The sequence below is a fragment of the Flavivirga eckloniae genome, assembly GCF_002886045.1.
Classification (GTDB): domain Bacteria; phylum Bacteroidota; class Bacteroidia; order Flavobacteriales; family Flavobacteriaceae; genus Flavivirga; species Flavivirga eckloniae.
Genome location: NZ_CP025791.1, coordinates 496,647 through 523,172, shown reverse-complemented (window position 1 = coordinate 523,172; position 26,526 = coordinate 496,647). Strand labels below are relative to the sequence as shown.

21 protein-coding genes are annotated in these 26,526 nt (G+C 34.1%); 9 read left to right on the top strand and 12 right to left on the bottom strand.

Features of this window, described 5'->3' with window-relative positions; genetic code table 11:
• Positions 1-5: 5 nt before the first annotated feature.
• The 5 genes from C1H87_RS02155 to C1H87_RS02135 all read left to right on the top strand — a co-directional run bounded on the left by C1H87_RS02155 (position 6) and on the right by C1H87_RS02135 (position 5,073).
• Complete coding sequence (locus tag C1H87_RS02155) at positions 6-1,235, top strand: Nramp family divalent metal transporter (protein WP_102758146.1); 1,230 nt, start codon at positions 6-8, stop codon at positions 1,233-1,235.
• Positions 1,235-1,975 carry a 5-oxoprolinase subunit PxpA gene (pxpA, locus tag C1H87_RS02150; protein ID WP_102754242.1) on the top strand — a complete coding sequence of 247 codons (741 nt, stop codon included), beginning with the start codon at positions 1,235-1,237 and terminating at the stop codon, positions 1,973-1,975. The genes C1H87_RS02155 and pxpA overlap by 1 nt, the downstream gene beginning before the upstream one ends.
• Complete coding sequence (gene pxpB, locus C1H87_RS02145) at positions 1,972-2,703, top strand: 5-oxoprolinase subunit PxpB (RefSeq protein ID WP_102754241.1); 732 nt, start codon at positions 1,972-1,974, stop codon at positions 2,701-2,703. The genes pxpA and pxpB overlap by 4 nt, the downstream gene beginning before the upstream one ends.
• Positions 2,696-3,562: a 5-oxoprolinase subunit C family protein gene (locus C1H87_RS02140; RefSeq protein WP_102754240.1), complete on the top strand. Its 867-nt coding sequence runs from the start codon at positions 2,696-2,698 to the stop codon at positions 3,560-3,562. Before pxpB ends, C1H87_RS02140 begins: the two co-directional genes overlap by 8 nt.
• 770 nt (positions 3,563-4,332) lie before the next feature.
• Positions 4,333-5,073 (top strand): DUF6503 family protein, encoded by a 741-nt coding sequence (locus C1H87_RS02135; RefSeq protein ID WP_233783303.1) that lies wholly within the window; start codon positions 4,333-4,335, stop codon positions 5,071-5,073.
• 16 nt (positions 5,074-5,089) lie between these two features.
• Here C1H87_RS02135 and C1H87_RS02130 read toward each other — a convergent pair whose 3' ends face one another.
• The 8 genes from C1H87_RS02130 to clpB all read right to left on the bottom strand — a co-directional run bounded on the left by C1H87_RS02130 (position 5,090) and on the right by clpB (position 12,549).
• Positions 5,090-5,629 (bottom strand): GNAT family N-acetyltransferase, encoded by a 540-nt coding sequence (locus C1H87_RS02130; RefSeq protein WP_102754239.1) that lies wholly within the window; start codon positions 5,627-5,629, stop codon positions 5,090-5,092.
• Positions 5,630-5,631: 2 nt separating this feature from the next.
• Entirely contained in the window at positions 5,632-6,330 is a 699-nt protein-coding gene (deoD, locus tag C1H87_RS02125) for a purine-nucleoside phosphorylase (RefSeq protein ID WP_102754238.1), read from the bottom strand.
• Position 6,331: 1 nt separating this feature from the next.
• On the bottom strand, positions 6,332-7,003 hold the full coding sequence (gene deoC, locus C1H87_RS02120) for a deoxyribose-phosphate aldolase (RefSeq protein ID WP_102754237.1): 672 nt from the start codon (positions 7,001-7,003) through the stop codon (positions 6,332-6,334).
• Positions 7,004-7,217: 214 nt separating this feature from the next.
• Positions 7,218-7,862 carry a deoxyribose-phosphate aldolase gene (gene deoC, locus C1H87_RS02115; RefSeq protein WP_102754236.1) on the bottom strand — a complete coding sequence of 215 codons (645 nt, stop codon included), beginning with the start codon at positions 7,860-7,862 and terminating at the stop codon, positions 7,218-7,220.
• Positions 7,863-8,055: 193 nt separating this feature from the next.
• Positions 8,056-8,550 (bottom strand): acyl-CoA thioesterase, encoded by a 495-nt coding sequence (locus tag C1H87_RS02110; RefSeq protein ID WP_233783301.1) that lies wholly within the window; start codon positions 8,548-8,550, stop codon positions 8,056-8,058.
• 52 nt (positions 8,551-8,602) lie between these two features.
• Positions 8,603-9,199 carry a TetR/AcrR family transcriptional regulator gene (locus C1H87_RS02105; RefSeq protein ID WP_102754235.1) on the bottom strand — a complete coding sequence of 199 codons (597 nt, stop codon included), beginning with the start codon at positions 9,197-9,199 and terminating at the stop codon, positions 8,603-8,605.
• A 239-nt stretch (positions 9,200-9,438) separates the two neighbouring features.
• A complete protein-coding gene (locus tag C1H87_RS02100; RefSeq protein ID WP_102754234.1) occupies positions 9,439-9,840 on the bottom strand; it encodes a hypothetical protein in 402 nt (133 codons plus the stop codon).
• Between the two features lie 108 nt (positions 9,841-9,948).
• Entirely contained in the window at positions 9,949-12,549 is a 2,601-nt protein-coding gene (gene clpB / locus C1H87_RS02095) for an ATP-dependent chaperone ClpB (protein ID WP_102758143.1), read from the bottom strand.
• 237 nt (positions 12,550-12,786) lie between these two features.
• Between clpB and ytxJ the strand changes: the two genes are divergently transcribed.
• Positions 12,787-13,176 carry a bacillithiol system redox-active protein YtxJ gene (gene ytxJ, locus C1H87_RS02090; protein WP_102754233.1) on the top strand — a complete coding sequence of 130 codons (390 nt, stop codon included), beginning with the start codon at positions 12,787-12,789 and terminating at the stop codon, positions 13,174-13,176.
• A 441-nt stretch (positions 13,177-13,617) separates the two neighbouring features.
• Positions 13,618-17,328, top strand: a complete 3,711-nt coding sequence (locus tag C1H87_RS02085; protein ID WP_102754232.1) for a LamG-like jellyroll fold domain-containing protein — start codon at positions 13,618-13,620, stop codon at positions 17,326-17,328.
• A 163-nt stretch (positions 17,329-17,491) separates the two neighbouring features.
• Here C1H87_RS02085 and C1H87_RS02080 read toward each other — a convergent pair whose 3' ends face one another.
• Together C1H87_RS02080 and C1H87_RS02075 are read right to left on the bottom strand one after the other, a co-directional pair.
• Positions 17,492-18,223 carry an LVIVD repeat-containing protein gene (locus tag C1H87_RS02080; RefSeq protein WP_158655100.1) on the bottom strand — a complete coding sequence of 244 codons (732 nt, stop codon included), beginning with the start codon at positions 18,221-18,223 and terminating at the stop codon, positions 17,492-17,494.
• A 3-nt stretch (positions 18,224-18,226) separates the two neighbouring features.
• Complete coding sequence (locus C1H87_RS02075) at positions 18,227-18,739, bottom strand: LVIVD repeat-containing protein (protein WP_102754230.1); 513 nt, start codon at positions 18,737-18,739, stop codon at positions 18,227-18,229.
• A 187-nt stretch (positions 18,740-18,926) separates the two neighbouring features.
• On the opposite strand from C1H87_RS02075, the gene C1H87_RS02070 reads away from it, so the two are divergent.
• Together C1H87_RS02070 and C1H87_RS02065 are read left to right on the top strand one after the other, a co-directional pair.
• On the top strand, positions 18,927-20,702 hold the full coding sequence (locus C1H87_RS02070) for a DUF885 domain-containing protein (protein WP_102754229.1): 1,776 nt from the start codon (positions 18,927-18,929) through the stop codon (positions 20,700-20,702).
• A 743-nt stretch (positions 20,703-21,445) separates the two neighbouring features.
• Positions 21,446-23,704 (top strand): DUF5703 domain-containing protein, encoded by a 2,259-nt coding sequence (locus C1H87_RS02065; protein ID WP_199769323.1) that lies wholly within the window; start codon positions 21,446-21,448, stop codon positions 23,702-23,704.
• A 44-nt stretch (positions 23,705-23,748) separates the two neighbouring features.
• Here C1H87_RS02065 and C1H87_RS02060 read toward each other — a convergent pair whose 3' ends face one another.
• Both C1H87_RS02060 and fahA read right to left on the bottom strand, forming a co-directional pair.
• Positions 23,749-24,933, bottom strand: coding sequence for a hypothetical protein (locus tag C1H87_RS02060; protein ID WP_102754227.1), 1,185 nt, complete (start codon positions 24,931-24,933; stop codon positions 23,749-23,751).
• 115 nt (positions 24,934-25,048) lie between these two features.
• Complete coding sequence (fahA, locus tag C1H87_RS02055) at positions 25,049-26,329, bottom strand: fumarylacetoacetase (protein ID WP_102754226.1); 1,281 nt, start codon at positions 26,327-26,329, stop codon at positions 25,049-25,051.
• Between the last annotated feature and the right edge of the window lie 197 nt (positions 26,330-26,526).

Sequence of the window (26,526 nt, the reverse complement as noted above, 5' to 3'; positions counted from 1 at the left end):
ACAGTCTGAAGAAATTTTTAAAAAATATAGGACCAGGACCATTAGTTGCAGCTGCATTTATTGGACCTGGTACAGTAACTGTTTGTACATTGGCAGGTGTAGGCTTTGGGTATTCGTTACTATGGGCAATGCTATTGTCTATAGTAGCAACTATCGTACTTCAGGAAATGTCTGCACGTTTGGGAATTATTTCTCAAAAAGGCTTATCTCAGATTATACGAACAGAAATTAAAAACCCAATTTTAAAAGGCTTTACGGTTATACTAATCCTATCAGCTATCGTAATTGGTAATGCAGCTTACGAAGCTGGAAATATTACAGGAGGCGTTTTGGGCTTACAAACCGTTATTGGAAACCCGAATATAGAAATAGGCGGATTTTCAATAAATACGCTAAGCATTGTTATAGGAGCATTAGCATTTGTTTTGTTATATATAGGCAACTATAAGCTTTTAGAAAAAGTGCTGATAGGTTTGGTAACATTAATGAGCTTGACTTTTTTAATTACCGCTATTATGACAAAGCCTAATATTTCTGATATTTTCATGGGCATTTTTGTTCCCAAGTTTTCAGGTGATAGTATACTAACAGTTATAGGGTTAATTGGAACAACCGTAGTGCCTTATAATTTGTTTTTACATGCATCTTTAGTAAAAGAAAAATGGCAGAACAAAAGCGATTTAAAATATGCACGAAACGATACCATAATAGCTGTGGTCTTGGGCGGTTTGGTTTCTATGTGTATTATTATTTCGGCAGCCGCTATACAATCTCAAGATATAAGTAGCGCATCAGATCTGGCAAAAGGGTTAGAACCCTTATTTGGCAGTTTTGCAAAATACTTTTTAGCTCTAGGGCTGTTTGCAGCAGGCATCACCAGTGCGATTACAGCGCCATTAGCGGCAGCTTACGTAGCAAGTGGGTGTTTGGGGTGGAACTCCAATTTAAAATCGAGAAAATTTAGAGCCGTGTGGGCGTTCATTTTATTGTTGGGCGTTTTGTTTTCGTCATTGGCAATAAAACCTATTGATATTATTAAGTTTGCTCAAATTGCTAATGGTATTTTGCTACCCGTTATTGCTGGTTTTTTAATTTGGATTATGAATAAGTCGTCTATTCTGGGAGTACATAAAAATAATACAAAACAGAATATTTTTGGGTTTCTTATTCTTGGAATTAGTATCTTGTTATCTGTTGCAACGCTTAACAAAGTTTTTCAGTTAAATATATTTTAGTGATACCAAATGCTATCGATATTAATGCAGATGTAGGAGAAGGAGTTGGCAACGAGTCACAGCTCATGCCCTTTATTTCTTCATGTAATATCGCATGTGGTGGTCATGCCGGCGATAAGGAAACCATGCGAAGCGTTATTAAGCTGGCTAAAGAACATCGCGTAAAGATTGGAGCGCACCCTTCCTTTCCGGATAAAGAGAATTTTGGCAGAGTTACTATGGAAATGTCCTGTACAGCTTTGTTTAAAAGTATCATAGGGCAGATTAACGACTTAATGCATATTCTTAAGGAAGAACATCGTGCTTTACACCATATAAAACCACATGGTGCTCTATATAATTTGGCGGCTGTAGATGAAAGAATAGCTAACATTATTATAGAAGTTATGAAAGCGTTAGTGTTACCTGTTAAACTTTACGTACCCTTTGGATCTGTTGTTGAAAAACTAGCCATATCCCATAATATCCCAATTATTTATGAAGCTTTTGCTGATAGAAACTACAATGATGACTTAACATTGGTTTCAAGAAAGAACAAGTTAGCTTCAATAGATAATGAAGACCTTTTATTCGATCATATTTTTAATATGATTTCAAACCAAAAAGTTAAGACGATTACCGGTAAGGATATTGAAATAAAAGCTCAGACATTTTGTATTCATGGCGATAACCCTAATGCAGTAAATCTAATTAAAAATTTAGGGAAACGTTTAAAAACTCATGGCATTCAAATAAGGTGATTTACGAACTCACATATAAAACATATGGCGAGCGCTCTATTTTAATTGAATGGCCTATGGCAATTGATGAACATATACTTTCTGACATACTTCGATTTAAGGAAAAAATCAAAAATAGAAGTATTGAAGAGTTAGTTGAGGTAAGAAGTGCATATAATTCATTATTAGTTGTTTACAATTATGAATTTTTATCGTTTAATGATGTAGTCTATAATCTCAAAGAATTATACAGCGAAATAAACCAACATTCTAAATCTAAAAGAAAACAATGGAAAATACCAGTATGTTATGATGATGTTTTTGGTATAGATTTAGAAGAAATGGCTTTGGAAAAAGGGCTGACTAAAGAAGCGATTATCACGTTATATTCCAAAGCTGTTTATACCGTTTATTTTATTGGTTTTTTACCGGGGTTCATGTACTTGGGCGGACTGGATAAAAAACTTCATACTCCAAGAAAAGCAACTCCTAGATTAAAAATAGATAAAGGAGCTGTTGCTATAGGAGGAGAGCAAACTGGTGTTTACCCGAGTGAAAGCCCAGGCGGTTGGAATATTATAGGCAATTCTCCCATAGATTTCTTTAATCCCAAAAATAAAGCGCCTTGTTTTGTAAATGCCGGAGATACCATTACGTTTAAACCCGTATCTCTTAAAACGTATAATGATATTAAAACATTGGTTGATGCTGGCGTTTATCAAATAGAAAGCGAGGTGATTGATGGTTAAGGTTTTAAAATCAGGGTTATATTCTACGATTCAGGATTTAGGACGTTATAGTTATCAGGAATATGGCGTACCATATTCTGGAGCTATGGATGCATATGCGGCTTCTTTGGCCAATATGCTATTAGGAAACGATAAAAATGCTGCCGTAATGGAGATTACCATGATGGGACCAACTCTCGAATTTAATTGCGATACTGGTATTTGTATTTCTGGAGCAAATCTGTCTCCCAAGTTAAATGAGAAACCCATAACATTAAACCAACCAACTTCAGTAAAAAGAGGTGACAAGCTATCTTTTGGCAAACTCATTTTCGGATTTAGGTCTTATATAGCAGTTTCAGGAGGTTTCAAGACAGAAAAAGTCATGAATAGTTATAGCATGTACCAAGGCATTACTGAGCAATCTACGGTGTTAAAAAACAGTGATTTGTTAATTGATGCTTCATCGAAAAGTTTTGACACAAAACATGCTGGAGTTAAAATAAGTGACTCACATTTTTCAACAAAGCACATTGAAGTTTTTAAAGGCCCTGAATTTGATAAGCTTTCAAAAGCCCAGCAAGACTTATTATTTTCACAACACTTCACAATAGCCAAGGAGAATAACAGAATGGCCTACCAGTTGGTAGAACCTCTGGAAAACAGTTTGGAACCTATTATTACGTCTTCGGTATTGCCGGGAACAATTCAATTAACACCTTCGGGAAAGCTTATCGTTTTAATGAGGGATTGCCAAACCACAGGGGGCTACCCAAGAATTTTACAATTAAAGGAATCTTCCATCAATATTTTAGCCCAAAAGTTCACGGGGAATTCGATTCAATTTTCCATTCCTGCCTTTCGTCTTAGCTCAAGATAAACTACGGCAGAAATCTCATGATTTAGAACTAAATAAATAATATCATTTACAAATAATTTAAGACACGTATTGCACAAATTTACATGAATAGCATCCCAACATAGAAAATGCCCTCTTTATAATGATCATAATCACAAATCACATTATGCTTTGATATGTAATGTTTATAAATTAACGTATTCTAAGATAAAACATTTTGTATTTAAAAACACCCTCCTTAACCCTCCCCAATGTCATTTAGTTAAGGCAATTTATGTCTGTTCGATTTCGCAGTCGAGAACTTTTTAGCATCAATGAATAAAGAGGTTTCGACTTTAGCCTGTCTTGAGCGTAGACGAAAGGCTCAACCTGACATTGAGAACTTAAAAACTCTTAACTAAATGGCATTGCCCTTGAGAGGACTTTAGGGGGATTTTCAATGTAACTAATTGAAAATAAATGACTATTAAATCGATTTACGTTAAATTAGTAAACACGGTTTAATTATTAGTAAAATGTATATAGGTGATGCAATTCGTGAGAATTCGTGAAATTAGTGTCTTTACTTGTTATAGAAGTATATTAAATAGGTAGGGGAGTAAAGTCATGAATATTTTGAATTTAGATATACTAAGTGAGGTTGAAATACTTATGATATACTACGCTAGGAATCCACAATTAGATTCCAGTTCATGAGATTCCTGTCTGCACAGGAATTTAAAATATTAAGATAATTTTATAATCACTACAGTAAGTAATAACTAGCTTTACGACTTACTAAAAAAAATAATATGAAGAACTTTAAGCAATTCACACTATGGTTCGGTGCATTAATGTTTCTTTTAAGCTGTGGTAGTCCTCATAACCCACAATTGATTATCGATAAGGCTATTAATGTTTCCGGAGGTGGGTTATTGGACTCATCAAATATCAATTTTAATTTTAGGGATAAACATTATATCGCAAAGCGTAACAAAGGCGATTTTTTTTACGGCAGATCGTTCGTAAATGCCTCAGATTCCATATTAGATGTTTTAACAAATAGAGGCTTTGAGCGTTTTGTAAATGATGATTTTAAACCTATCCCAGATAGTATGGCTGTAAAATATAGTAGTTCTGTAAACTCGGTGCATTATTTTTCGGTATTGCCTTACGGTTTAAATGATGCAGCGGTAAATAAAGAATATTTAAGTAAAGTCGTTATTAAGAATAATCCGTACCATAAGATAAAAATCACTTTTAATGAAGAAGGAGGCGGTGAGGACTTTGAAGATGTGTTTGTATATTGGGTGCATACCGAAACCTTTATGGTAGATTATCTGGCTTACTCTTATGCAGAAGATGACGGAGTTGGTTTACGTTTTCGAGAAGCTTATAATGAACGTTACATTAAAGGAATACGCTTTGTAGATTATATTAATTATAAGCCTATTGATGGTAATGCAAGCTTGTTATCTTTGGATAGTCTGTACGAGAGCAAGGAGTTAAAGGAATTATCGAGAATCAACCTTGAACAGGTAAAAGTTGAATAGTTTACAGCAGTGCAGGCTACAATGTTTTGCTCATAAGAAGCATACCACTTAAGTGTTCATTAATACGTTCAAAATCTAAAGACATACTGCTAGTTTCTTTATAGCCCATTTTTTTGTAGAAAGATAGGGCTTGGTGTTGTGTATCCATAGCTTCCAACCAAATGTATTTATTGTTGTTTTGTCTTGCTACGTTTTCAACCCAATTAAATAGTTGTTTACCTATGCCTTTACCTTGTACGTCACTGCTTAAATATATACGATGTATATAAGTTGTTAATTCATTGGGGAATTCTTTAATTATCTGATTTACAACCAATCTTAATATGCCAACGGTTATAGCATCGTTAATAACAAAATAGTAAGAAGCATTAGTGTCTTTTAATTCCTCTTTAAAGTTACTTATACCATAGCATTTGTTTAAATACCAGCTACAGTCATTGTTTTTCCATAAATGCTTGTAAGGAGGCGGATAAATACGCTCCATAAGTGAAACTAACTCGGAATGGTTTTCTATATGAATATCTTTAAGTGAGAGAGATTCAGAAATTAATATCATGATTATGCTAACTCTAATGCAATTTCCATCATATCCTTAAAAGTTGTTTCTCGTTCTTTACTGGTAGTACGTTCTCCGGTAACTAAAGAATCTGAAATAGTTAAAATAGTTAAGGCATTTACATCGTGTTTGGCAGCTAAGGTATATAAACCTGCAGTTTCCATTTCTACGCACAAGACACCAAATTCCGACCATTTCTTATATGAATTAAAATCGTCTTCGTAAAACTCATCGGAGGTAAGTATGTTGCCAGCTTTTAATGGAATATCCTTGCTTTTAGCTATTTCTAATGCTTTCTGAAACAGGTTAAAACTTGCAGTAGGTGCATAATCTGCTCCGCCAAATCTTAACTTATTTATCCCGGAGTTTGAAGATGCCGCCATGGCCAATACGATATCCCTGATTTTTATGTGTTTTTGGTAAGATCCGGCGCTTCCAACACGTATTAAATTTTTAACGCCATAATCGGTAATTAATTCATTGGCATAAATAGAGATAGAAGGAACACCCATGCCGGTTCCCATTACAGAAACGCGTTTGCCTTTATAAGTTCCCGTATAGCCGTACATGTTTCTTATTTTATTAAAGCATTTAGGATCTTCTAAAAAGGTTTCTGCAATCCATTTAGCTCTTAAAGGATCGCCGGGAAGTAAGATGGTTTCGGCGATGTCTCCTTTTTTTGCTTCTATATGTACACTCATTCTAGTATTTTGAACTCGAAGCAACCCCGTTTACAATAGCAATTCCTGAAGAAGTGCCTAAACGATCGACTCCTAAATTAATATATTTTAGGGCGGTTTCATGGTCTTTTATGCCTCCCGAGGCTTTTATTTTAGTAGAGGTGGAGTCTGAGCAAACACTTTTCATAAGCTTTACATCATTTAATGTAGCGCCTTCGGTTCCAAAACCTGTAGATGTTTTTATAAAATCTGCGCCGCTCTGTATAGCTAGTTCACTGGCTTTAATTATTTCTAATTCATCAAGATAGCATGTTTCTAAAATAACTTTTAGTGTATTATTGGGCATGTGCTTTTTTACGGCTTCAATGTCTTTCCATACCCCATCAAAGTCTTTGCCTTTTAATAAACCAATATTTATAACCATATCAATTTCATCAGCTCCGTCAGATAGCGCCTGTGTAGCTTCAGCTACTTTGGCTTTGGTACTCATGGCTCCCAAAGGAAATCCAACAACACTACAGATTTTAACATCGCTATACTCTAATAACTCTTTGGCTAAAGATACATAGCAACTGTTTACACATACGGAATGAAACTTGTATAGTTTTGCTTCTTCGCAAAGTTTACCAATTTCTGTTGTTGTTGCTGATGCTTTTAAGAGCGTATGGTCTATGTAATTATTAATTGGTTTCATATGTTAGTTAAAATTAATACTATTTTTTTATCTAGGAGCATTTAAAAACTGTTATAAAGCGTTAATATGCTCATTTCTTTATATACGAACAATGACTTAAATCAGTTTTTATGTCTATAAAAAAAATCAATTTTTTTACGGACTTAAAAAGAAAAAGCTTTCAAAACGAAGGTTTTGAAAGCTTTTTCTTTTTATATTACATAGTAAATTTTTCTCATACGATTTGTTTTATTTTGAATTCTGATGAAGCTGAAATTCTACTAACTCCTATATCGATATATTTTTTGGCAGTTTCGGTATCTTTAATACCTCCAGAAGCACATATCTTTACATAGTCTTTAATCGTTTTCTTAATAATTTTAACAACGGTTAAAGTAGCACCGCTTTTGGAAAATCCACTAGAAGTCTTGATATAATCTACATTGGCATCCAGACAAATTTCGCAGGCTTTAATAATTTCATTTTTATTTAATTCAGAGACTTCTAAAGTAACTTTTAAAGGATGTTTGCCTATGGCCAGTTTTACATCGCTAATATCTTTTAAAACAGATACGTAATTTTTACTTTTAAGAAACCCAATATTAATAACCATATCAATTTCTTCTGCACCATCACTAATAGCCTGTTTGGCTTCGTAAACTTTTGATGCTGTTGCCATAGATCCGAGAGGAAAGCCAATGGCAGAACAAACTTTAACATCTGTTTTATTTAATAATTGTTTTGCTAATGCAACATAAGAGCTGTTAACGGAAACTGAATAGAAACTATTTCTCTTAGCCGTATAACATAAGTCTATGATATTACGTTCTGTGGAGGTAGGTTCTAAAAGCGTATAATCAATATACTTGGATATATCCATTGTTGTAAGTAGGTTTTAAAAGTTTATTTAAGGGGGATAAACCAGAATTATTTAATTTCATGCAGAGTTGCTGCAACGCCACACAAAAGCAAATTTACATATTTATACTGATATAAAATCCACAAAAAGCCATATTTTTATTAACATTGTAAGGTAATGATTACTAGTGTTTAATGGCGATGCGAGAAGAATTTTAAGAATTTTTAACAAGATTGGGTTTTAGCTGGGAGACGCGTTTTTCAAATGATATTGCATTTACAGGGTTGTTCACATTTTCAAAAAGTTGCATTAAATCTTCTGTATGTATGTCACGTTTTTGGGTTAATAGATTAAAATAAACAAAACCACACCAGATTATAGCTTTTAAGTGACTTTTGTCTTCGTTGTACATACGCATTTCAACATGTAACTCACTGTTTGTAAAGCGAATTAACTGCGACTCAAAAACAACATTTTCCATTAAAAATGCGGGTTTTAAATAGGCGATTTGATTGCTGCTGGAAACCCAACTTTTCCCTCTTTGTTTTGCCATTTTATAAATGTCTACATCATAATGCTTTATTAGAACGTCTTCACGGTGGTTCATGAAGTAGTTTATATAGCTACCGTTGTTAAGGTGGTTAAACGGATCGCAGTCCTGAAATCTAATTTTGGTTTTACTCTCTAGCACATTTGGTAATTGGATCATGTTTAGCGGTTTATAAAATATACCAATCGGTATATTTTTGGTTAAAAAAATATTATAGTTTTAGTTCTTGAACTATCATGTTATCTATTAAGTCCATAGTATCTTGTATATAAAAATCATCATCCATGGTGTAGGTCATAAAAATGGCACCTTGAATCATGGTGTCTAAGCGTTTGGCAAAATACATGGCGTTTATTTCTGATGATATTTCTCCGGCCTCAATGCCATCTTCGATTATTGTGGCAACTTGATCTTGAATTCTTTCTATGACTTCTTTTACTTTTTGGAGTAAAAGTGAATTTTGGTTGTTTGCATCTACACCAATATTTATAACGGGACAACCTCCTAACTGTTTGCTGTAATCGTAGTAATTTCGATAAAAATCGGTTATTAGAAACAATTTTTGAATAGGGGAGTCGCTGGTAGATAAATGTTCGGCTATGCGTTTCATCATGTTTTTAATGGTAAACTTAAACGAAGCTATAGCTAAATCTTCCTTGTTTTTAAAGTTACCATAAATGGCACCTTTAGTTAATCCGGTAGCATTAGTTACATCACTTAAACTAGTAGCCGCATAACCATTTTTGTTAAAAATAGGTGCTACAATTTCTAAGATATATTGCGATGTGAGTTCTGCTTTTGTAGTCATAATGAAGCAAATATACAAAAATATACCAATCGGTATATTTTTTATGTAGATATTTTAAGAATATTATTAAATAAGAAAGTTGTAAAAAGTTAAAGGCTGTGTCAATTACGAAGTAGGAATTACTGAGGCAATCTGATGTTTTTATTTAAATGGATTCTCGCGTTGTACTTGTGGTGCGCTTCAGCATGACGACCTCTTTTTTGCTTTTAGACCATTTTACAATCTAATAAACGAAGCAACTAACTTATTTCTATTATATGGGTTATAAATTCTGTAGCCGATTTTTTAAACTTAAGTGTGTATGTTCCGATTGTAGGTGCTTTAAACTTGTAAATAACCCTTTTGGTAGAAGGTGTAGATCCGCAATTCGTGCCTAAATACTTGGCTTCTACTTCGATGATTGTTGTTTTGTCGGTAGTTTCCTTAATCAGTTTACTAAAGGTGCCACAATTATTATCAATAATGAAGGTGATATCCAAAGGAATTTCCTTGTCAACTTCTCCCGTTGTATCTCCAGCAACATTTGTTACTACAGTTTTTTTTGTAATATCAAGGAGTACACCATCGTCTTCACTGCAAGCAACGAAACTTGCTGCCATGAATAAAGCAAAAGCAACCATTTTTAATCTAACTATTTTCATATTGCATTTTTTGTTTTATATATTAGATACAGTTAAATTAGAAAGGTTGCTTGCGGTTTAGCGAAAAACTGTTCGTTGTTTTCGCTAGGTTTTATATATGTTTGACTATTAATATTTTGCTTGAAGTTTTTGATTTCTAAAAACTAATTCATCATCAAAGGCATCTAACAGAATAATGCTATCTGTGGTGATTTTACCTGCTAATATTTCTTTACTCAAAGCATTTAAAACTTCTTTTTGAATGACACGTTTTACCGGTCTTGCACCATATTCGGGATTGTATCCTTTTTCTGCTAAATAAGCTATAGCCTCTGGTGTAGCATCGAAAGTGATATCTTGTTGTCCTATCATTTTTGTAAGTGCTTTTAGCTGTAAACCAACAATAGCTGTAATATCTTCTTTGCTTAATGGTGTAAACATGATGATATCATCAATTCTGTTTAAAAACTCCGGACGTACACTTTGTTTTAATAAACCAAGCACATCTGTTTTTGCTGCTTCCATAGCAGTATCAATATCTTTTGTAGCATCAAAACGTTCCTGTATTAAATGACTTCCTATGTTTGAGGTCATTATAATAATGGTGTTCTTAAAGTCTGCTAGACGCCCTTTGTTATCGGTTAAATGTCCTTCGTCTAATACTTGTAAAAGAATATTGAATGTATCTGGGTGTGCTTTTTCAATTTCATCTAAAAGTACCACAGAGTAGGGCTTACGTCTCACTGCTTCTGTTAACTGTCCGCCTTCGTCGTATCCAACGTATCCCGGAGGCGCTCCAACCAGTCTACTCACAGCGTGACGTTCCTGATACTCACTCATATCTATTCGGGTCATGGCATTTTCGTCATCAAAAAGATATTCAGCTAAGGCTTTAGCCAACTCGGTTTTTCCAACTCCGGTTGTTCCTAAAAACAGGAATGTACCAATTGGTTTTTTATTGCTTTGCAAACCAGCCCGACTTCTTCTAACGGCATCACTAACAGCAATAATAGCTTCATCTTGCCCCACTACACGGTTGTGTAGGTCTGCTTCGAGTTTAAGCAATTTTTCGCGTTCGCTTTGCACCATTTTGGTTACTGGAATACCAGTCCATTTAGCAACTACTTCAGCAATATCTTCATAGGTTACTTCTTCTTTTATCAATGAGTTTTCAGACTGTGCTTGTAATTGTTTTTGAAAGACTTCAAGCTGTTCCTGAGCATCTTTAATCTTACCGTAACGTAGCTCCGCTACTTTTCCATAATCACCATCGCGTTCTGCACGTTCTGCTTCTAGCTTATAGTTTTCAATATCTTGTTTTGTATTTTGAATATTATCGACAACTTCTTTTTCGCTTTTCCATTTGGCGTTAATTTCATTGCGTGTTTCTTTTAAATTAGCCACATCTAACTGGAGGGACTTTAATTTCGCTTCATCTTTTTCACGTTTAATAGCTTCAATTTCAATTTCCAGTTGCATGATCTTTCTATCTAAAACATCCAGTTCTTCAGGTTTGGAATTGATTTCCATACGTAGTTTAGAAGCAGATTCGTCCATTAAATCTATAGCCTTATCTGGTAAAAACCTATTGGTAATATAGCGTTCAGATAATTCTACGGCACCAATAATAGCCTCGTCTTTGATACGAACTTTATGGTGTGTTTCGTATTTTTCCTTAATCCCTCGTAATATGGAAATAGCGCTTTCGGTATCAGGTTCATCAACCATTACCTTTTGGAAACGACGTTCCAGCGCTTTGTCTTTTTCAAAGTATTTCTGATACTCATCTAAAGTAGTGGCTCCAATCGCACGAAGTTCACCACGTGCTAAAGCGGGTTTTAAAATGTTGGCCGCATCCATAGCACCTTGTCCGCCACCGGCACCAACAAGGGTATGTATTTCATCAATAAATAACACAATGTCACCTTCGCTCGTAGTTACTTCTTTTATTACAGCCTTTAAGCGTTCTTCAAATTCACCTTTAAATTTAGCTCCAGCAATCAGGGCGCCCATATCTAGAGCAAAAATTTGTTTGTCTTTAAGGTTTTCGGGAATATCGCCATCTATAATTCTATGTGCTAAACCTTCTGCAATAGCCGTTTTTCCGGTTCCCGGTTCTCCCACAAGAATAGGGTTGTTTTTGGTTCTACGTGATAAAATTTGAAGAATACGTCGTATTTCCTCATCACGGCCAATTACCGGGTCTAATTTTCCGTCTTTGGCTAATTGGTTTAGGTTTTTCGCGTATTTATTTAATGAATTATAAGTGTCTTCTTGACTTTGTGAGGTTACGTTTTCTCCTTTACGTAATTCTTCAATAGCAGCTTTTAAGCCTTTTTCGTTAACACCTTGGTCTTTTAGCATTTGTGCTATTTTGCTATTGGATTTGAATACAGCCAGAATAAGATGCTCTATAGAAACGAAATCATCTTTCATTTTTTTAGCAATGATGGATGCTTCGTTAAGACTTTTTCCTGTTTCGCGAGATAGCATGAGTTCGCTACCGGAAACCTTCGAAAAGCTCTCTAATTGTTTATCTAAAGCTTGTTGTAATATAGAAATATTAACATTTAGCTTTTTTAAAATGAATGGTAGTACGTTTTCATCAACTTCAAAAATACCTTTAAAGAGGTGTTCGTTTTCTATTTGTTGATGTGAGAAGCCTTGAGCAATTTGTTGGGCTTGCTGAATGGCTTCTTGGGATTTTATAGTATAATTATTTAAGTTCATAACAGTAATTTTATTTTCTTTACACAAGGTTTTAGTCAATAATCTTACCATTAGGAATTATAAGACAAAATGTCGTGTAAAGCCTTTATTGGAGTGACTTTTAGTCAGTTTGTAAGATTTAAAAAGTATTGCGACTTATTAATTCAATAAACAGTGTATAATGAGATTCTCTCCTTACTAAAATACTGAATCAAATTCGGTAAATATAGAGGGAACGACAAAAGTATAATATTTACTATGGGATTATTTAATAAAATATTTGGAGGAACTAGTGAAACGAAAGAAGAAAAAGTGATCCCTTGGATTCCTTTAAACGAATTACCTCAATTGGATTTTATAGAAAAAAAATCTGCTACCAAAACACAAGTTATTTTTAAACACTCTACACGTTGTGGTATTAGTAGTATGGTGATGAGGCAGTTTGTTAACGATTATAATTTAACCGAAAAGGATTTGGATTTATATTATTTGGATTTGCTTAACCACCGTGATGTTTCTGATGAAGTAGGATACAAGTTTCAATTAATACACGAATCGCCCCAATTACTGGTTATTAAAAATGGCGTAGTGGTAGCACATGCTTCTCATGGTGCTATTAATGGAATTGATTTGAATAGCTTTATTTAGTAATACTGAGCTAGTAAATGATCCTCGGGGCAAGCAAATGAGGCATTCAGTTGAAAATATTCTCCAAAAATTAAAGAGGGAGGTCTAAAAAGCAATTTATTTTATCATTCGGAGCCTCCCGACTTTATATTGCTCATGCTTAAAAACCCAAAAAAAAGCAATAAACTTTAACGTAAGTAGCTATTTCACAAAAGTTAATAAAACACTAAATACACAAGGGTTTGGGAAAAATTAGTAGATAAAATGTTCTAATATATATGCCATTTTGTTTTTAAGTGAATTCGCTGTCGGTTTTAATTGATATTTTAATAATTAAAGTCTAATTTGGTTTGTCTAACCTTTTTATATTTAAGGTTTTGCGTAAAATTTTAAGTGACCCCTGCGTAGTCAAGAACTAAAATTTAGGCAAGCTCTTTAAATTGAAATATTTAAACAAAATCCATGAATAGGATAAGACATATAAGTCTATTTCTTTTGGTATTCTTATTTGCTTTTAAAAATGGATTAACTCAAGAGTTTTTTATTGCAACCAATGGGAGTGATAGTAATTCAGGTACTAAGTCTGCACCTTTTGCTACTCTGGAAAAAGCCAGAAGCGCCATTAGAGACCTTAAAACACAAAACGGAGGAGTACTTCCAGAATCTGTAACTGTTTGGATGAGAGCAGGAACTTATTTCCGTTCAAACAATTTTGTAATCGGTACTGAAGATTCAGGAGAGGTTAATAAATCGATAAGTTACAGGGCTTATTTAAATGAAGGAGTTCCAGAGCAAGTAATTATTAGTGGAGGCGTACCATTTTTAGTATCTAGTGCCAATATAGTGACTGATAATATTTGGTTAAACCGTTTTCATCCGGAGGCCAGAGGAAAAATATGGGTGATTAATGATTTACCTACTGAAGTGGTTGAAACTATAATTAATAATCACCCAAGTGATTCCAAAATCAACCTTTTTGGTAAGCCATACAAAATAGCATCTTGGCCAAACCTTGGCTTTGTACATATGGATAAAAGCAAAGGGATAGAGAAAGGAGTAGCTTGGCATAGTGTTGTACGTGATGGTCCGAAGCCAGAATGGAGTATTGAAAATCCCATTGGGGGTGAATTTCAATCCATTGAACCTCTTTCTAATTTGGCAGAAGCAGAGTTTTTAAGGACTAAAAAAATGACAGTGGCAGGGCATCTTGGTCCAGATTGGCATAAAGAATTTAGAACTGTTGCCAGCATCGATGGGCAAAGAATTAAGTTGGCAGATTACACGACTTATGGTATTAATTCTGGAGCAAGTGTACCAAGAAGGTTTAAAATCTTGAATGTGTTGTGTGAATTGGATAGTCCGGGAGAGTATTATTTTGATATTGATTCTCAGTCTCTATTTTTATATCCTCATGAAGAGATTGCAAACAACGAAGAAATATTAGTTGGTCAAACCGACAAATTATTTCATTTAAATTCCGCATCAAATATTGTTATAAGAGATCTTGTTTTTTCTAATGGGAGAAATGCCGTTTATATCGAGGGAGGCGATCATAATCAGGTAGCAGGTTGTACATTTAAATTCAATGCTCGATATGGAGTTGTAATTACTCCTAAGAATAATGTAAGTTTTAATAATGGAGTTGTTGGTTGCGATTTTGTTGACAATTTAAATGCAGTAAATTTAGAAGGAGGCTATGTTACTCCAAATAATATTGTGGTAGCTAATAATTATTTGCTTAACTCACATATTTATCAGAAAGAATTAACCGAAGCCGGTTCACGATGTATTCGTTTAAGGGGAGCTGGAAATCATGTTGCTAATAATCTGATTCATAACATTTCCGGGCAAGCCATTATCTGGAGCGGGAATGATCAGCTTATTGAGAAAAATGAAATATACAGCGTTCAAATAACCGAAGGGGATGGAGGTGCTATTTATACGGGAGCAGATTGGAGTTCGTGGGGCAATACAATACGTTATAATTTTTTACATCATTTAATGTGTGTGCCTCAATTACATCCTAAAGGCGGTATTTATTTAGATGACAGGGACATGGGAGATAATACCTATGGCAATGTTTTTTACAAAGCAGCTCACAGAGCAATATTGCTTAATGGAGGAGCGGGGCAAGAGGCCAATGAAAATCTTTTTATTGAAGGGTATTGGGGGATTTATAATAATAATATTGGTTCGGAAGACATGTATCAAAAATCAATATTGTATGAGAATGGCTCCTTAGCTAGAGGTGATAAAATGGACTATATCTACAGACTTGAGCAAATAGTAGGTGTTGAAGGTTGGAACAATCCTTTTTGGGCAACAAAATACCCGTTAATGCGCACCATTATTAATCAAAGGAAAGACCGTTATTGGCCATTAGAAGTTACTGTTGAAAACAACTGTTTTTTTAACAATGTTGAAAATACTTGGTTTGGTGGAGAAAACGTAGCTATGGATCAAGTACCTCAATATATATCGTATAGTAACAATAACAAATTATCGTCCTTAGATGTTTTTGAACAACCATCAGTTTTGAATTTCAACTTTAAAAATGGAGAAAATTGTTCAGGGTTTAATATTCCTTTTGATGATATAGGTTTATATCTTGATGAATATAGGAGGGATATGCCTGATAAGGATGAATATCGGAAAAACATAAAAAATCACTTTGATGGTGTGCCTTCTTACGATCCGGAAGGGGTGTATGACCCTGAGACCATCAATGAATTTGTTTATTATGGTTTCGATGATATGCCATTGGCAGCAACGTATAAGTACGATTTTGGTACAAGCGAATCTCCGGTTCAAAGCGGATGGAAACGAATTTCCCCGCAGTCATCTGGAAAGAAATATTGGACAGGAACTAAGCCTTCAGCGACAAACAGAGAAACAAATTTAGAAATTTCTAACATAAATAGAGATCATATAACAGGTGTTGAGCCGGCAACGTTGAATCTTGAAGTTCAAAATGGTATCTGGGAGCTTAAGTTCGGCATTGGGGATATTGATAATGAATATGATGATATCCTTATTAAGGCAGAAGGTAAAACGATTAGAAGTTTGCTTAGTACCAACAAGAATCAGTTTTCTGTAATTCTAGATTATGTGGTTGTTGAAGATGGTGAGCTAAATATTGAATTTTCCGATCAAGGCGGACAAACGGATCGTTGGATTGTAAATTACCTAAGGCTTAAGAAAGTATATGAAACCCCAACAGGTACCTTTTTATCAGAAAGTCCCGTGGCTTATTGGAACTTTAATGAAACGAGTGGTGGGGTTGCTAAAGACATTATTGGAGATGCAGATGCTATTTGGCAGAATGGCACAAATACAAATTGGAATATTGGGGTTGAAGGCAACGCAACAGATTTAAGTGGCGGGGAAAATGATAAATTTATCGTGCCCTCAGATCCTTTATTTGGGACGAATAAATTAAGTATCTCTGTTTGGTTGAATATGGATGTTACTGGTGGCTATAAAGGGATAATAACTACCCGTAATAACCCTACAACAAGTAATATTTATAATTGGGGCTTATCGGTAGAGAATAATAATCCAAATATCGATGCGCGTTATAATAGTCAAGGTATAGACTCAGGTACTAATGTTTATGTTGGCACTTGGCATCATATAATTATGACTTGGGATGATTCCGGAAAACAGAATCTTTATCTAGATGGTTCGCTTGTTACGTCTGCAAACAGTAGTATTACATCATACATTACAGGAGGGAACTGGTGGATTGGAGACGACCCTTGTTGTGCGGGAAGAGAAATAAATGCACAGATTGACGAACTAGCCATGTTCAATACTGTACTGACTGAAGAAGATGTTCAATTGATTTATAATAGTGGTTTACAAGGTATTTCAATAGAGAAACTAATACCACCTAAACTAAACAATCATATAATTGATAAACCTGATCGAGTCAAAATTTATCCAAATCCAACATCTGGGTTACTTTATATAGATTTGAACAAATCGTATTATTCAATTAAAAAAATCGAAATAACGAATGGTATTGGTCAGAAAGTATTTAGTAAGTCTTTTAATTCAAATTCAGAGCAAATAACTATAGATATTAGTGATTTAAATTCAGGATTCTATTGTGTAGTCGTTAATTATTCTAATGATAGATCTATAGTAAAAAAGCTTTTGATAAATAAATAATCGCTTTTATAATTTAATGGTTACAATTTAAGTTATTCCCAAGCGCTGTTTAACATTAACCATGTTGCAGATAGTATTGAAGAATTTATTTCCTTAACACTTGAAAATATATAAAATAGAGAAAGATTAATTTTTATCTGCTTTATTATTTGTCATAACTATTTTAAATATTCAAAACACTTAATTCTTTAATGTTTTTAATATCGTTAGGATTTAATTGGTATTGGAATACATTGTTTTCTCCTATTAGAATAAGATGATTTTCTCTTACAATAACATCGAAAGCACTTATATTAATGGCATTTACCAATACTGATTCATCTGGGTTAGAGATATCGAAAACTTTAACTTCATCATCGCAAACAAACAAATAATTGTTATAAAGCCCTAAACCCTTAGGAGCAATTAAGTTTCGTCGAGACACTAACATAGGAGCGGTTAGTTGACTGGTGTCGTAAATCTCCAAGGCACTAATACTGCCACCACAGCCCGTACTTCCATCTAGAGTTACAAAAGCATGTGTGTCATTTGCAACCACGGGGTCACAAGCCCTAAAATGAGATACAGAGGCTAATTGTTTAGGAGCTTCGGGATTGTCTAGGTTGTAAATAAACATGCCCGTTTGTGAACCCACATAAAGATTATTATCGTAATGGAATAAGGTTTCTATATCAAATCCGATGTATGATGTATTTACTTGAACAGGAGATTCTGGGTTTACAATGTTAAACACATTTAAGAATGATTCATCCACTGTATAAAGATAGTTGCCAGCAATTGTAAATTGGGCTAAAGAACCACCCTGACCGGTATCGGAGCTTAAAGAATCGGATTGACTATCGGAATCACAAGCCAAAATGCAAAAAAAAGACAGAATATAGATGTAATTTTTCATAGCTTAGTTTGTTTTTAAATTCCAGTCTAAAACAATTTCTTCTTCTTTAGATTCCGAATTATGATAAAAACCATCTGGTGAAACCAGTTTTGGGAAAATGTTCTTCACCCGTTTTGTCACTTCAATTTCATTGAATGCCGGATTGATTGTAATTGCAATTAAATCTATGGCATTATTAGCGTAAATAACATTGCCTTTAATGGATATATCTGTAGAACCTAAAATTTTTAAGAAGCCGATTTTTATTGGAGATTCTGGGTTTGAATTATCATAAATGTGAAACCCCTTATAAGGCTCATTTATAATTAAATAGTGGTCTTTAACATATATTTTTCCTGATTCTTTGGAAGGTTGAACGCCGATTAATTCGGTAGAATTCTCAAGACTCTCTCTGCTAATAGTCACAGCTTCATAGGCAGAATGGATAGGGTCTGTTATATCGTCATCATCATTACCAAAATAAAAACAAGAAACGTTAATTGAAAAAATTAAAGTTAAGAAGAGGAGCTTTTTCATTCACGTAAATTTCTTAATAGATGTGAAATATAAGAAAAGGTTGCGCGTATTTTGTTAACAATTCAGTTATTATTTTTTTAGAAAACCTGTATGGTGAAATCAGTATAATATGTTAATTTAATAATACGTCAAGAGTTTTTTTCTCAAAAAGAATATATTTACGGCTTATACTTAAAATACAGATAAAATGCGTAGACTAGTTTTATTTTCTTTTATTATTTTATTGATTTCATGCAAAAATGAAAACTCTAAAAAAGAACAAGCACCTGCTTTAAATTTTGCAGAACTTCTTAAAAATTACAGTGAGGAAGGACTCGAATTAGACCCTATGAAGGCCACCAATGCCGGAGATAGTAGGTTTAATACTGAATACCCGAATGTATTATCGGATGAATACAAAGCAAAAAAGAAGGCCTATTACACAAAATATAAAACAGCATTGGCTGAAATTGATGCATCACTTTTAACAGAAACAGAAAAAATGAGTAAAGCTGTTTTAGAATGGGATTGCGATATCAATTTAGAGGCGATGACTTTTAAAAAGGACTTGATGCCGATAGATCAAATGTGGTCTAAGAATCTGGATTTTAATCAATACGCTGGAGGAAGCAATGCGCAGCCATTTAAAACGGTACAGGATTATAAAGATTGGTTAACTCGTGTAGATGCTTATTTAGTATGGTTAAACACGGCTATTGATAAGATGAAGGAAGGTATGGAAACCGGTTATGTGTTGCCAAAATCTTTAATAGTAAAAGTAGTGCCTCAATTTAAATCTTTATCTGAAGGTAATGTAGAGGATCATCTGTACTTTTCTCCAATTAAGAATATGCCAGAAAGCTTTACAGAAGCAGAGCAAAAGGAGCTTACCGATGCTTACACAAATATGGTTCAGAATAAAATTATGCCAGCCCATAAACAAATGGCAGAGTTTTTAAAAGTAGACTATATGGCTAAAGGAAGAGCCTCGAGCGGTATTAATGAAACGCCGTTAGGAGATGCCTATTATAAGCATCAGATAAAAAAGTACACAACTACTAATATGACGGCTGATGAAATTCACGAATTAGGTTTACGTGAGGTCGCTCGAATTCGTTCGGAAATGGAAGCTGTTAAAGCAGAAGTTGGGTTTAAAGGCGATTTAAAGGCTTTTTTCGATCATGTAAGAACCAATAAAGATTTAATGCCGTTTACAGAGCGTTCTCAGGTAATTGCGTTTTACGATAGTATTCATCAGGTTATGAAACCTCAAATAGATAAGCTATTCGGAAATAAACCAAAAACTCCTTTTGAAGTAAGAAGAACGGAGCCATTTAGAGAAAAATCGGCAGCAGCTAATTATAATCCGGGTTCATTGGATGGAACAAGACCAGGTATTTTCTATACACCAATTCCAGTAGTAGAAGAATATAACCTTTTCGATAAGGAAGATTTGTTTTTACATGAAGCCATTCCAGGACATCACTTTCAAATATCATTAGCACAAGAAAGTACGGAATTACCAGACTTTAGAAAAACGTTATGGTATAGTGCTTATGGTGAAGGATGGGCGCTGTATACAGAATCTATGGGGAAAGAATTAGGACTTTATAAAGATCCGTATCAATACTTTGGAATGCTAAGTTCTGAAATTCATCGTGCGATCCGTCTGGTGGTTGATACCGGACTTCATGCTAAGGGTTGGACCAGAGAACAGGCTATTGCGTATTCATTAGAAAACGAAGCAGAGGCAGAAGATAGTATTATTAGTGAAATAGAGCGTTATATGGCTAATCCGGGACAGGCATTGTCTTATAAAATAGGCCAATTAAAACTTATAGAATTGCGCGCCAAAGGAGAAGAAGCTTTAGGCGATAAGTTTGATATTCGCGAGTTTCATAATCAGGTGCTGGAAACAGGTTGTATTCCATTGCAATTACTAGAAGAGAAAATAAATACTTGGATAAAAAAGACTGGGAATTAATTAGTTTTTTTGACACAGATTATTTGATAAAAGCAGAGGTAATACACATGACTCATGGTATTACCTCTGCTTTTTTTATTGAATTCAGGTTTCGCATTGCAGAACCGTTGTAGTATTCAAGAATTTATAGGGTTTGTTGAAACTTAACTCAGAAAACCATATTGCAAGAAGCATGAAGTCATTTGACTTTAGATACATATAATAATTTCATTGTAAAGTACTGATTGTTATGCTTATAAAATATTTTGTGTTTAAACACACCCTCCTTAATCCTCCCTCGAGGGAGGAATCTCACTCGGTAAAATTGTCCCCTTGAGGGCAATGTCGTTTAGTTAAGGAAATTTATGTCTGTTCGAGCGCAGTCGAGAACTTTTTAGCATCAATGAATAAAGAGGTTTCGACTTTAGCCTGTCTTGAGCGTAGACGAAAGGCTCAACCTGACATTGAGAACTTAAAAACTCTTAACTAAAAGACATTGCCCTTGAGGGGATTTTAGGGTTGTCTTTAATGTAACTAATTGAAAATTAATGGCTATTAAATCGAACCTGCATTAAAACTGGGCGTTGTGTGAACAATTTATTAAACAGATTGGTTTAATTGTATGCCACTTTTTGTTATAGTATTCTATAAATTTGAAGAATATATATACCCCGATGCGAAGCACTATTTTTTTATTAATTTGTTTAAATTGTCTCATAAAATTTACTTATTCCCAAACTCAAAAACTTCCAGAAAATTACAATGTGGTTTGGGAAAACCAAAGTAAAAACGCATTAGAATCGATGCCTCTTGGTGGTGGCGATGTTGGGCTTAACGTATGGGTAGAAAACAATGAACTACTTTTTTACATAGGCCAATCTGGAACGTTTGATGAGAACAATCAGATGTTAAAACATGGACGGGTACGTATATCTTCTGAGCCAAATTTGTTTGAAAATGGTATGAGTTTCTCGCAGGAGCTCAAAATAAATGAGGGTTATATTTTGATCAAATCTCAAAATACAGATGGCCATATTGAATTTAAGCTTTGGGTAGATGTATTTAAACCTGTAATACATGTTGAGGCTATAAGTGATATTCCTGTGAAATTGCATGCTCAATATGAGTCTTGGAGATTTGATGATCTTGAAATACCTCTAGGACTTCGTCATTCTTGTTTTAGTTATTCAGGTTTTCCGGGAACGGTTACTACTTATAAAGACTCTGTTAGCTTTCAAAAAGATGCAGTGCAATGGTATCATCATAATAAAACCGACAAATTATTATATAACTTTATAATTAAGCAACAAGGATTAGAAGAAGTAAAGGATCAAGTTCCCAATACGCAATTAAACAGAACATTTGGAGGCGTTTTATATGGAGAAGGGATGGTTGCTAATGGTACCGATACTGGAAAACATGTATCTACTGATTATAAAGCATGGAAAATAAAATCTGAAGAACCATCAAAAAAGCATCATATAAAACTGGCACTAAATACAGGGCAATATGAGACTCTAGATGAGTGGGGTTCAACATTGAATAATACACGTTTAGAAGATAAATCAGATAAAAGTGCATTTAAAAATACAGTAGATTGGTGGCAAAGTTATTGGAATAGAAGTTATATTCTTTTAAATACCAATAAACCCAATCCTGTCGATTCTGTTTGGCAAGTTGGAAGAAATTATCAATTATTTCGTTATATCTTGGGCTGTAATGCCTATGGAAAATACCCATCTAAATTTAATGGAAGTTTATTTACGGTAGACCCTATTTTTACTGCAAAAAATTACGATTGGACTCCTGATTTCAGAGCCTGGGGTGGAGGAAGTTTTACTGCTCAAAATCAACGATTGGTATATTGGCCTATGTTAAAGTCTGGTGATTTCGATTTAATGCCTCCTCAATTTAATTTTTATACCAGGGCTTTGTCTGCAGCAGAGGCACGTACTAAAGTTTATTGGAATCATGAAGGAGCAAGTTTTACAGAGCAATTAGAAAATTTTGGACTTCCGTTTGCTGGTGGTTGGGGATTTGATTCTGGTAATAGAAAACGTGATCCAAATGTAGCGTTTGGTGTGCAAACGAATACATTTGTTAACTATCATTATGTGAATCAATTAGAGTTCTCCTTGATGATCTTAGATTATTATAAGTTTTCGGGAAATGATATATCAGATTATTTACCATTTATTAAAAGTTCATTGCTGTTTTTCGATCAGCATTATAAATATAGATTAAAAGAAGAAACAGGTAAATCTCTTGATAAAAATGGGAAATTGGTATTTTTTCCATCTACAGCTGCTGAGATGTATAAAATAGCTAAAAATCCTAGTGATGTGCTATCTGCGTTAACAGCCATATTGCATAGAATGTTGGAGTTGCCTAAGAAATATGTATCTAAGAAAGAAAAGGAATATTATACTGGATATCAAAACAGAATTCCTGAAATTCCATTAGACATAAAAGAAGGTCATAAAGTTATAAAACCGGCTGAAAGTTGGGAGTATGTGGCTAATCAGGAAATACCAGAGTTATATCCCGTTTTTCCGTATGGTATTTATGGCATTCACAAACCCGATTTAGATGTTGCAGTTAATACTTATTATTATGGTGAATCTAACGCAAAAAGGAAGTTTACAGCTTGCTGGAGTCAGGTAGGTATATTTGCCGCTAGATTAGGTTTAAAAGATGAGGCAGCTCGTTTAGTGATAGATAAATTAGATAATGCTAAGAATAAGTTTCCTGCTTTTTGGCACTCTGGACCTGATTGGCTTCCAGATGTTGATCATGGCGGTTCCGGAATGATAAACTTACAGGAAATGCTTATGCAAACCCATGATGATTCTATTTTTTTATTTCCTGCTTGGCCTAAAGATTGGGATGTGAAGTTTAAACTACATGCTCCCCAAAAGACCGTTTTAGAAGTTGAATTGAAAGATGGTAAATTGATTCAATTAAATGTTTACCCAAAAAGTATGAGAAAAAGAGTTCGCATACCAGATTGGGTAAAACATTAATCTAATTATAGTAGTTATAGAGGAGGTATGGTCGTTTACTAAAACTAACCTCTAATCCTGTTATAGGAACTAATAATATCTTTTAGTTTGAGTTTTAAATCCTCGCCGGTGTCATAAACCATTTGTTCGTTACTAGGGAAGGGGACTCTTCTGTTATTTAATATTCTAATATCTTCAGATTCTAAAGCCCTTTCGTCGCCTCGTACATTGGCAAAATGATTTTCGAAGATAAATTCACTATCAATTCTAAACGTGTCCAACAACTGTTTTGTTTTAGTGTCAAAATAAACTACATCTGCTACAACCTGAGTAGATTTTATTTGAACAAACTCGTTATATCTTGCCTTTACTTTAACTATTTTGTCAATTTTAATATCGTTACCCAGACTATCTTTAGCAACATTGCCTTTTTCGTCTAGTTCATATTTCCAACCATCAACAATTTCTTTTTCTCTAACAAATTCACGTTCTTGAATACGCTCTGGTGAAATGTTAATTTGTTTTAATTGCAACTGCATGGCATAATCGTAAGCTGTATTCTTATTGGGTTGCGCATGATAAACTGTCCAGAATTGATTTAATCCATATGTATCAAAATTTAACAAGTCATCTTCTAAACGTTGCGGAATCATTTGATTGGTACGATTTTCAATGGTTACGCTTATATAAGAAATACCACGTTCGTGTGCCTCTTGCATTAACTCTCTGGTCTTCTCGTAGTTTGGATTAATAGACTCGATATAGCCTAATACATTGTAAGCTTCTCTTATTTGAACTTTGTCGTCTAATTCTAATAAATCCAGACCTTTTTCATAGTAAAAATCGGAAACATTTTCACGAGACTGTACAATTTCATTACTGTAATCGTTGATATTAAAAGTAATTTCCTTTCCGTTTACAAATAATGGTAATACGGGTTTAATAGCCTCTTGGCGCGAATTTAAATCCATATACCTTTCGTAAATCTCTTTGAATAATTCAGGATTTTTATCTTTTTTTAAATGGTTTATGGTATTTAAGTCACGTTCTACCACCTTGTGGTAAGCTTCTTGAAGCATTAAAACATAATCAGATTTACGTTTTTTGTTTTTGTTAGTTCTAAGTTTATTTAATGCTGTTGTAATGGCTTGATCGTAGTTACCAGAATTAACAGCTGCTTCTACCTGTTTTTTTCCTCCACAGGCTGTAAGCATAGATAGAACTATTAAGATAGGTAGTAATCTTTTCATAGAATTGGGTTTAAGGTTATTATAGTTGGCAAGCCAAATATAATGCCAAAGCCTTAAAGTTAAAAGAATATTTTAATATTTTTAGCTTTAAGGCTTTGTATTACAGGGTGTTGTGTTATTTCTTATACACTGGAAGTAATTTCGTAGAAACTTCACCAAAACCGATGCGTGTACCATCTTTTTCGCAAAAACCTCTCATAATAACAGTATCATGATCGTTAATAAACTTACGTTCGGTACCATCCTTCATTTTAATAGGTTTTTCTCCTTTCCAAGAAAGTTCCAGCATAGAACCGTAAGAATCAGGAGTAGGTCCGGAAATGGTACCACTTCCCATCATATCACCAGAATTTACAGGACAACCGTTAATCGTATGGTGGGTTAATTGTTGTGCCATATTCCAGTACATATATTTAAAATTGGATTTGCTTACTACAGTTTCCTTAGCGCCTTTTGGTTGTATGGCAACTTCTAAATTGATATCAAAACTCTTTTTTCCTTTGTATTTAAGGTAATCTAGCTGCGGTTTTATAGGTTTTGGCCCTTCAACTCTGTAAGGTTCCAAGGCATCAAGTGTTACAATCCATGGAGAGATTGAAGAAGCAAAATTTTTGGCTAAGAACGGTCCTAATGGTACATATTCCCATTTTTGAATATCTCTAGCACTCCAATCGTTAAATAAAACGAGTCCAAAGATATATTCTTCGGCTTCTTCAATTGGAATAGATTCTCCTAAATCGTTAGCATCTGTAGTTATAAATGCCATTTCCAATTCAAAATCGACTAATTTACTTGGACCGAAAACAGGTGCTTTAGAATCTCCCGGTAACGTTTGACCTTGTGGCCTGTGAACTGGTATTCCAGAAGGAATAATAGAAGAACTTCTACCATGGTATCCAACGGGTATGTGTAACCAATTTGGTAATAAAGCATTATCTGGGTCTCTAAACATAGTGCCTACATTAGTGGCGTGTTCTTTGCTTGAGTAAAAATCGGTGTAATCGCCTATATGTACTGGTAATTGCATTTCAATTTCATCTAAACGAAATAATACAATCTCCTTATGTTTTTTGTTATTTTTTAGTGTTGTGTTTTCAGAATCGAAAATTTCTGCAATTCTATTACGTACCAACCGCCATGTTTTTCTACCGTCAGCAATAAAATCATTTAGCGTGTCTTGAAGAAAAATATCTTCTGTTAAAGGGATACCATCAAAATACCCCAATTGATGTAAAGCACCTAGGTCTATGGCTGTATCTCCAATACGTGTTCCTATGGTAATGATATCATCTCTGGTTAAAAAAACACCAAAGGGAATATTCTGAATTGGGAAATCAGAGTTCTTGTCTACGTGTAACCACGACTTTCTATCTGGATTGTTAGCTGATAACGGCATAACTGGTTTTATATTTATAGTTTATTAAATTCACATCAAACCTACACATTTTTTTTATTTTAATTGAAAAAATGTATGAAAATATAGATTTCATATAATCGTTAATAAAATGGTTAAAAACTTCATTGTAAATAAACCTTTTTTGATGTGATTAACTATTCTATTTCCTATTTTTGCCGAATATTTAACCATAATTT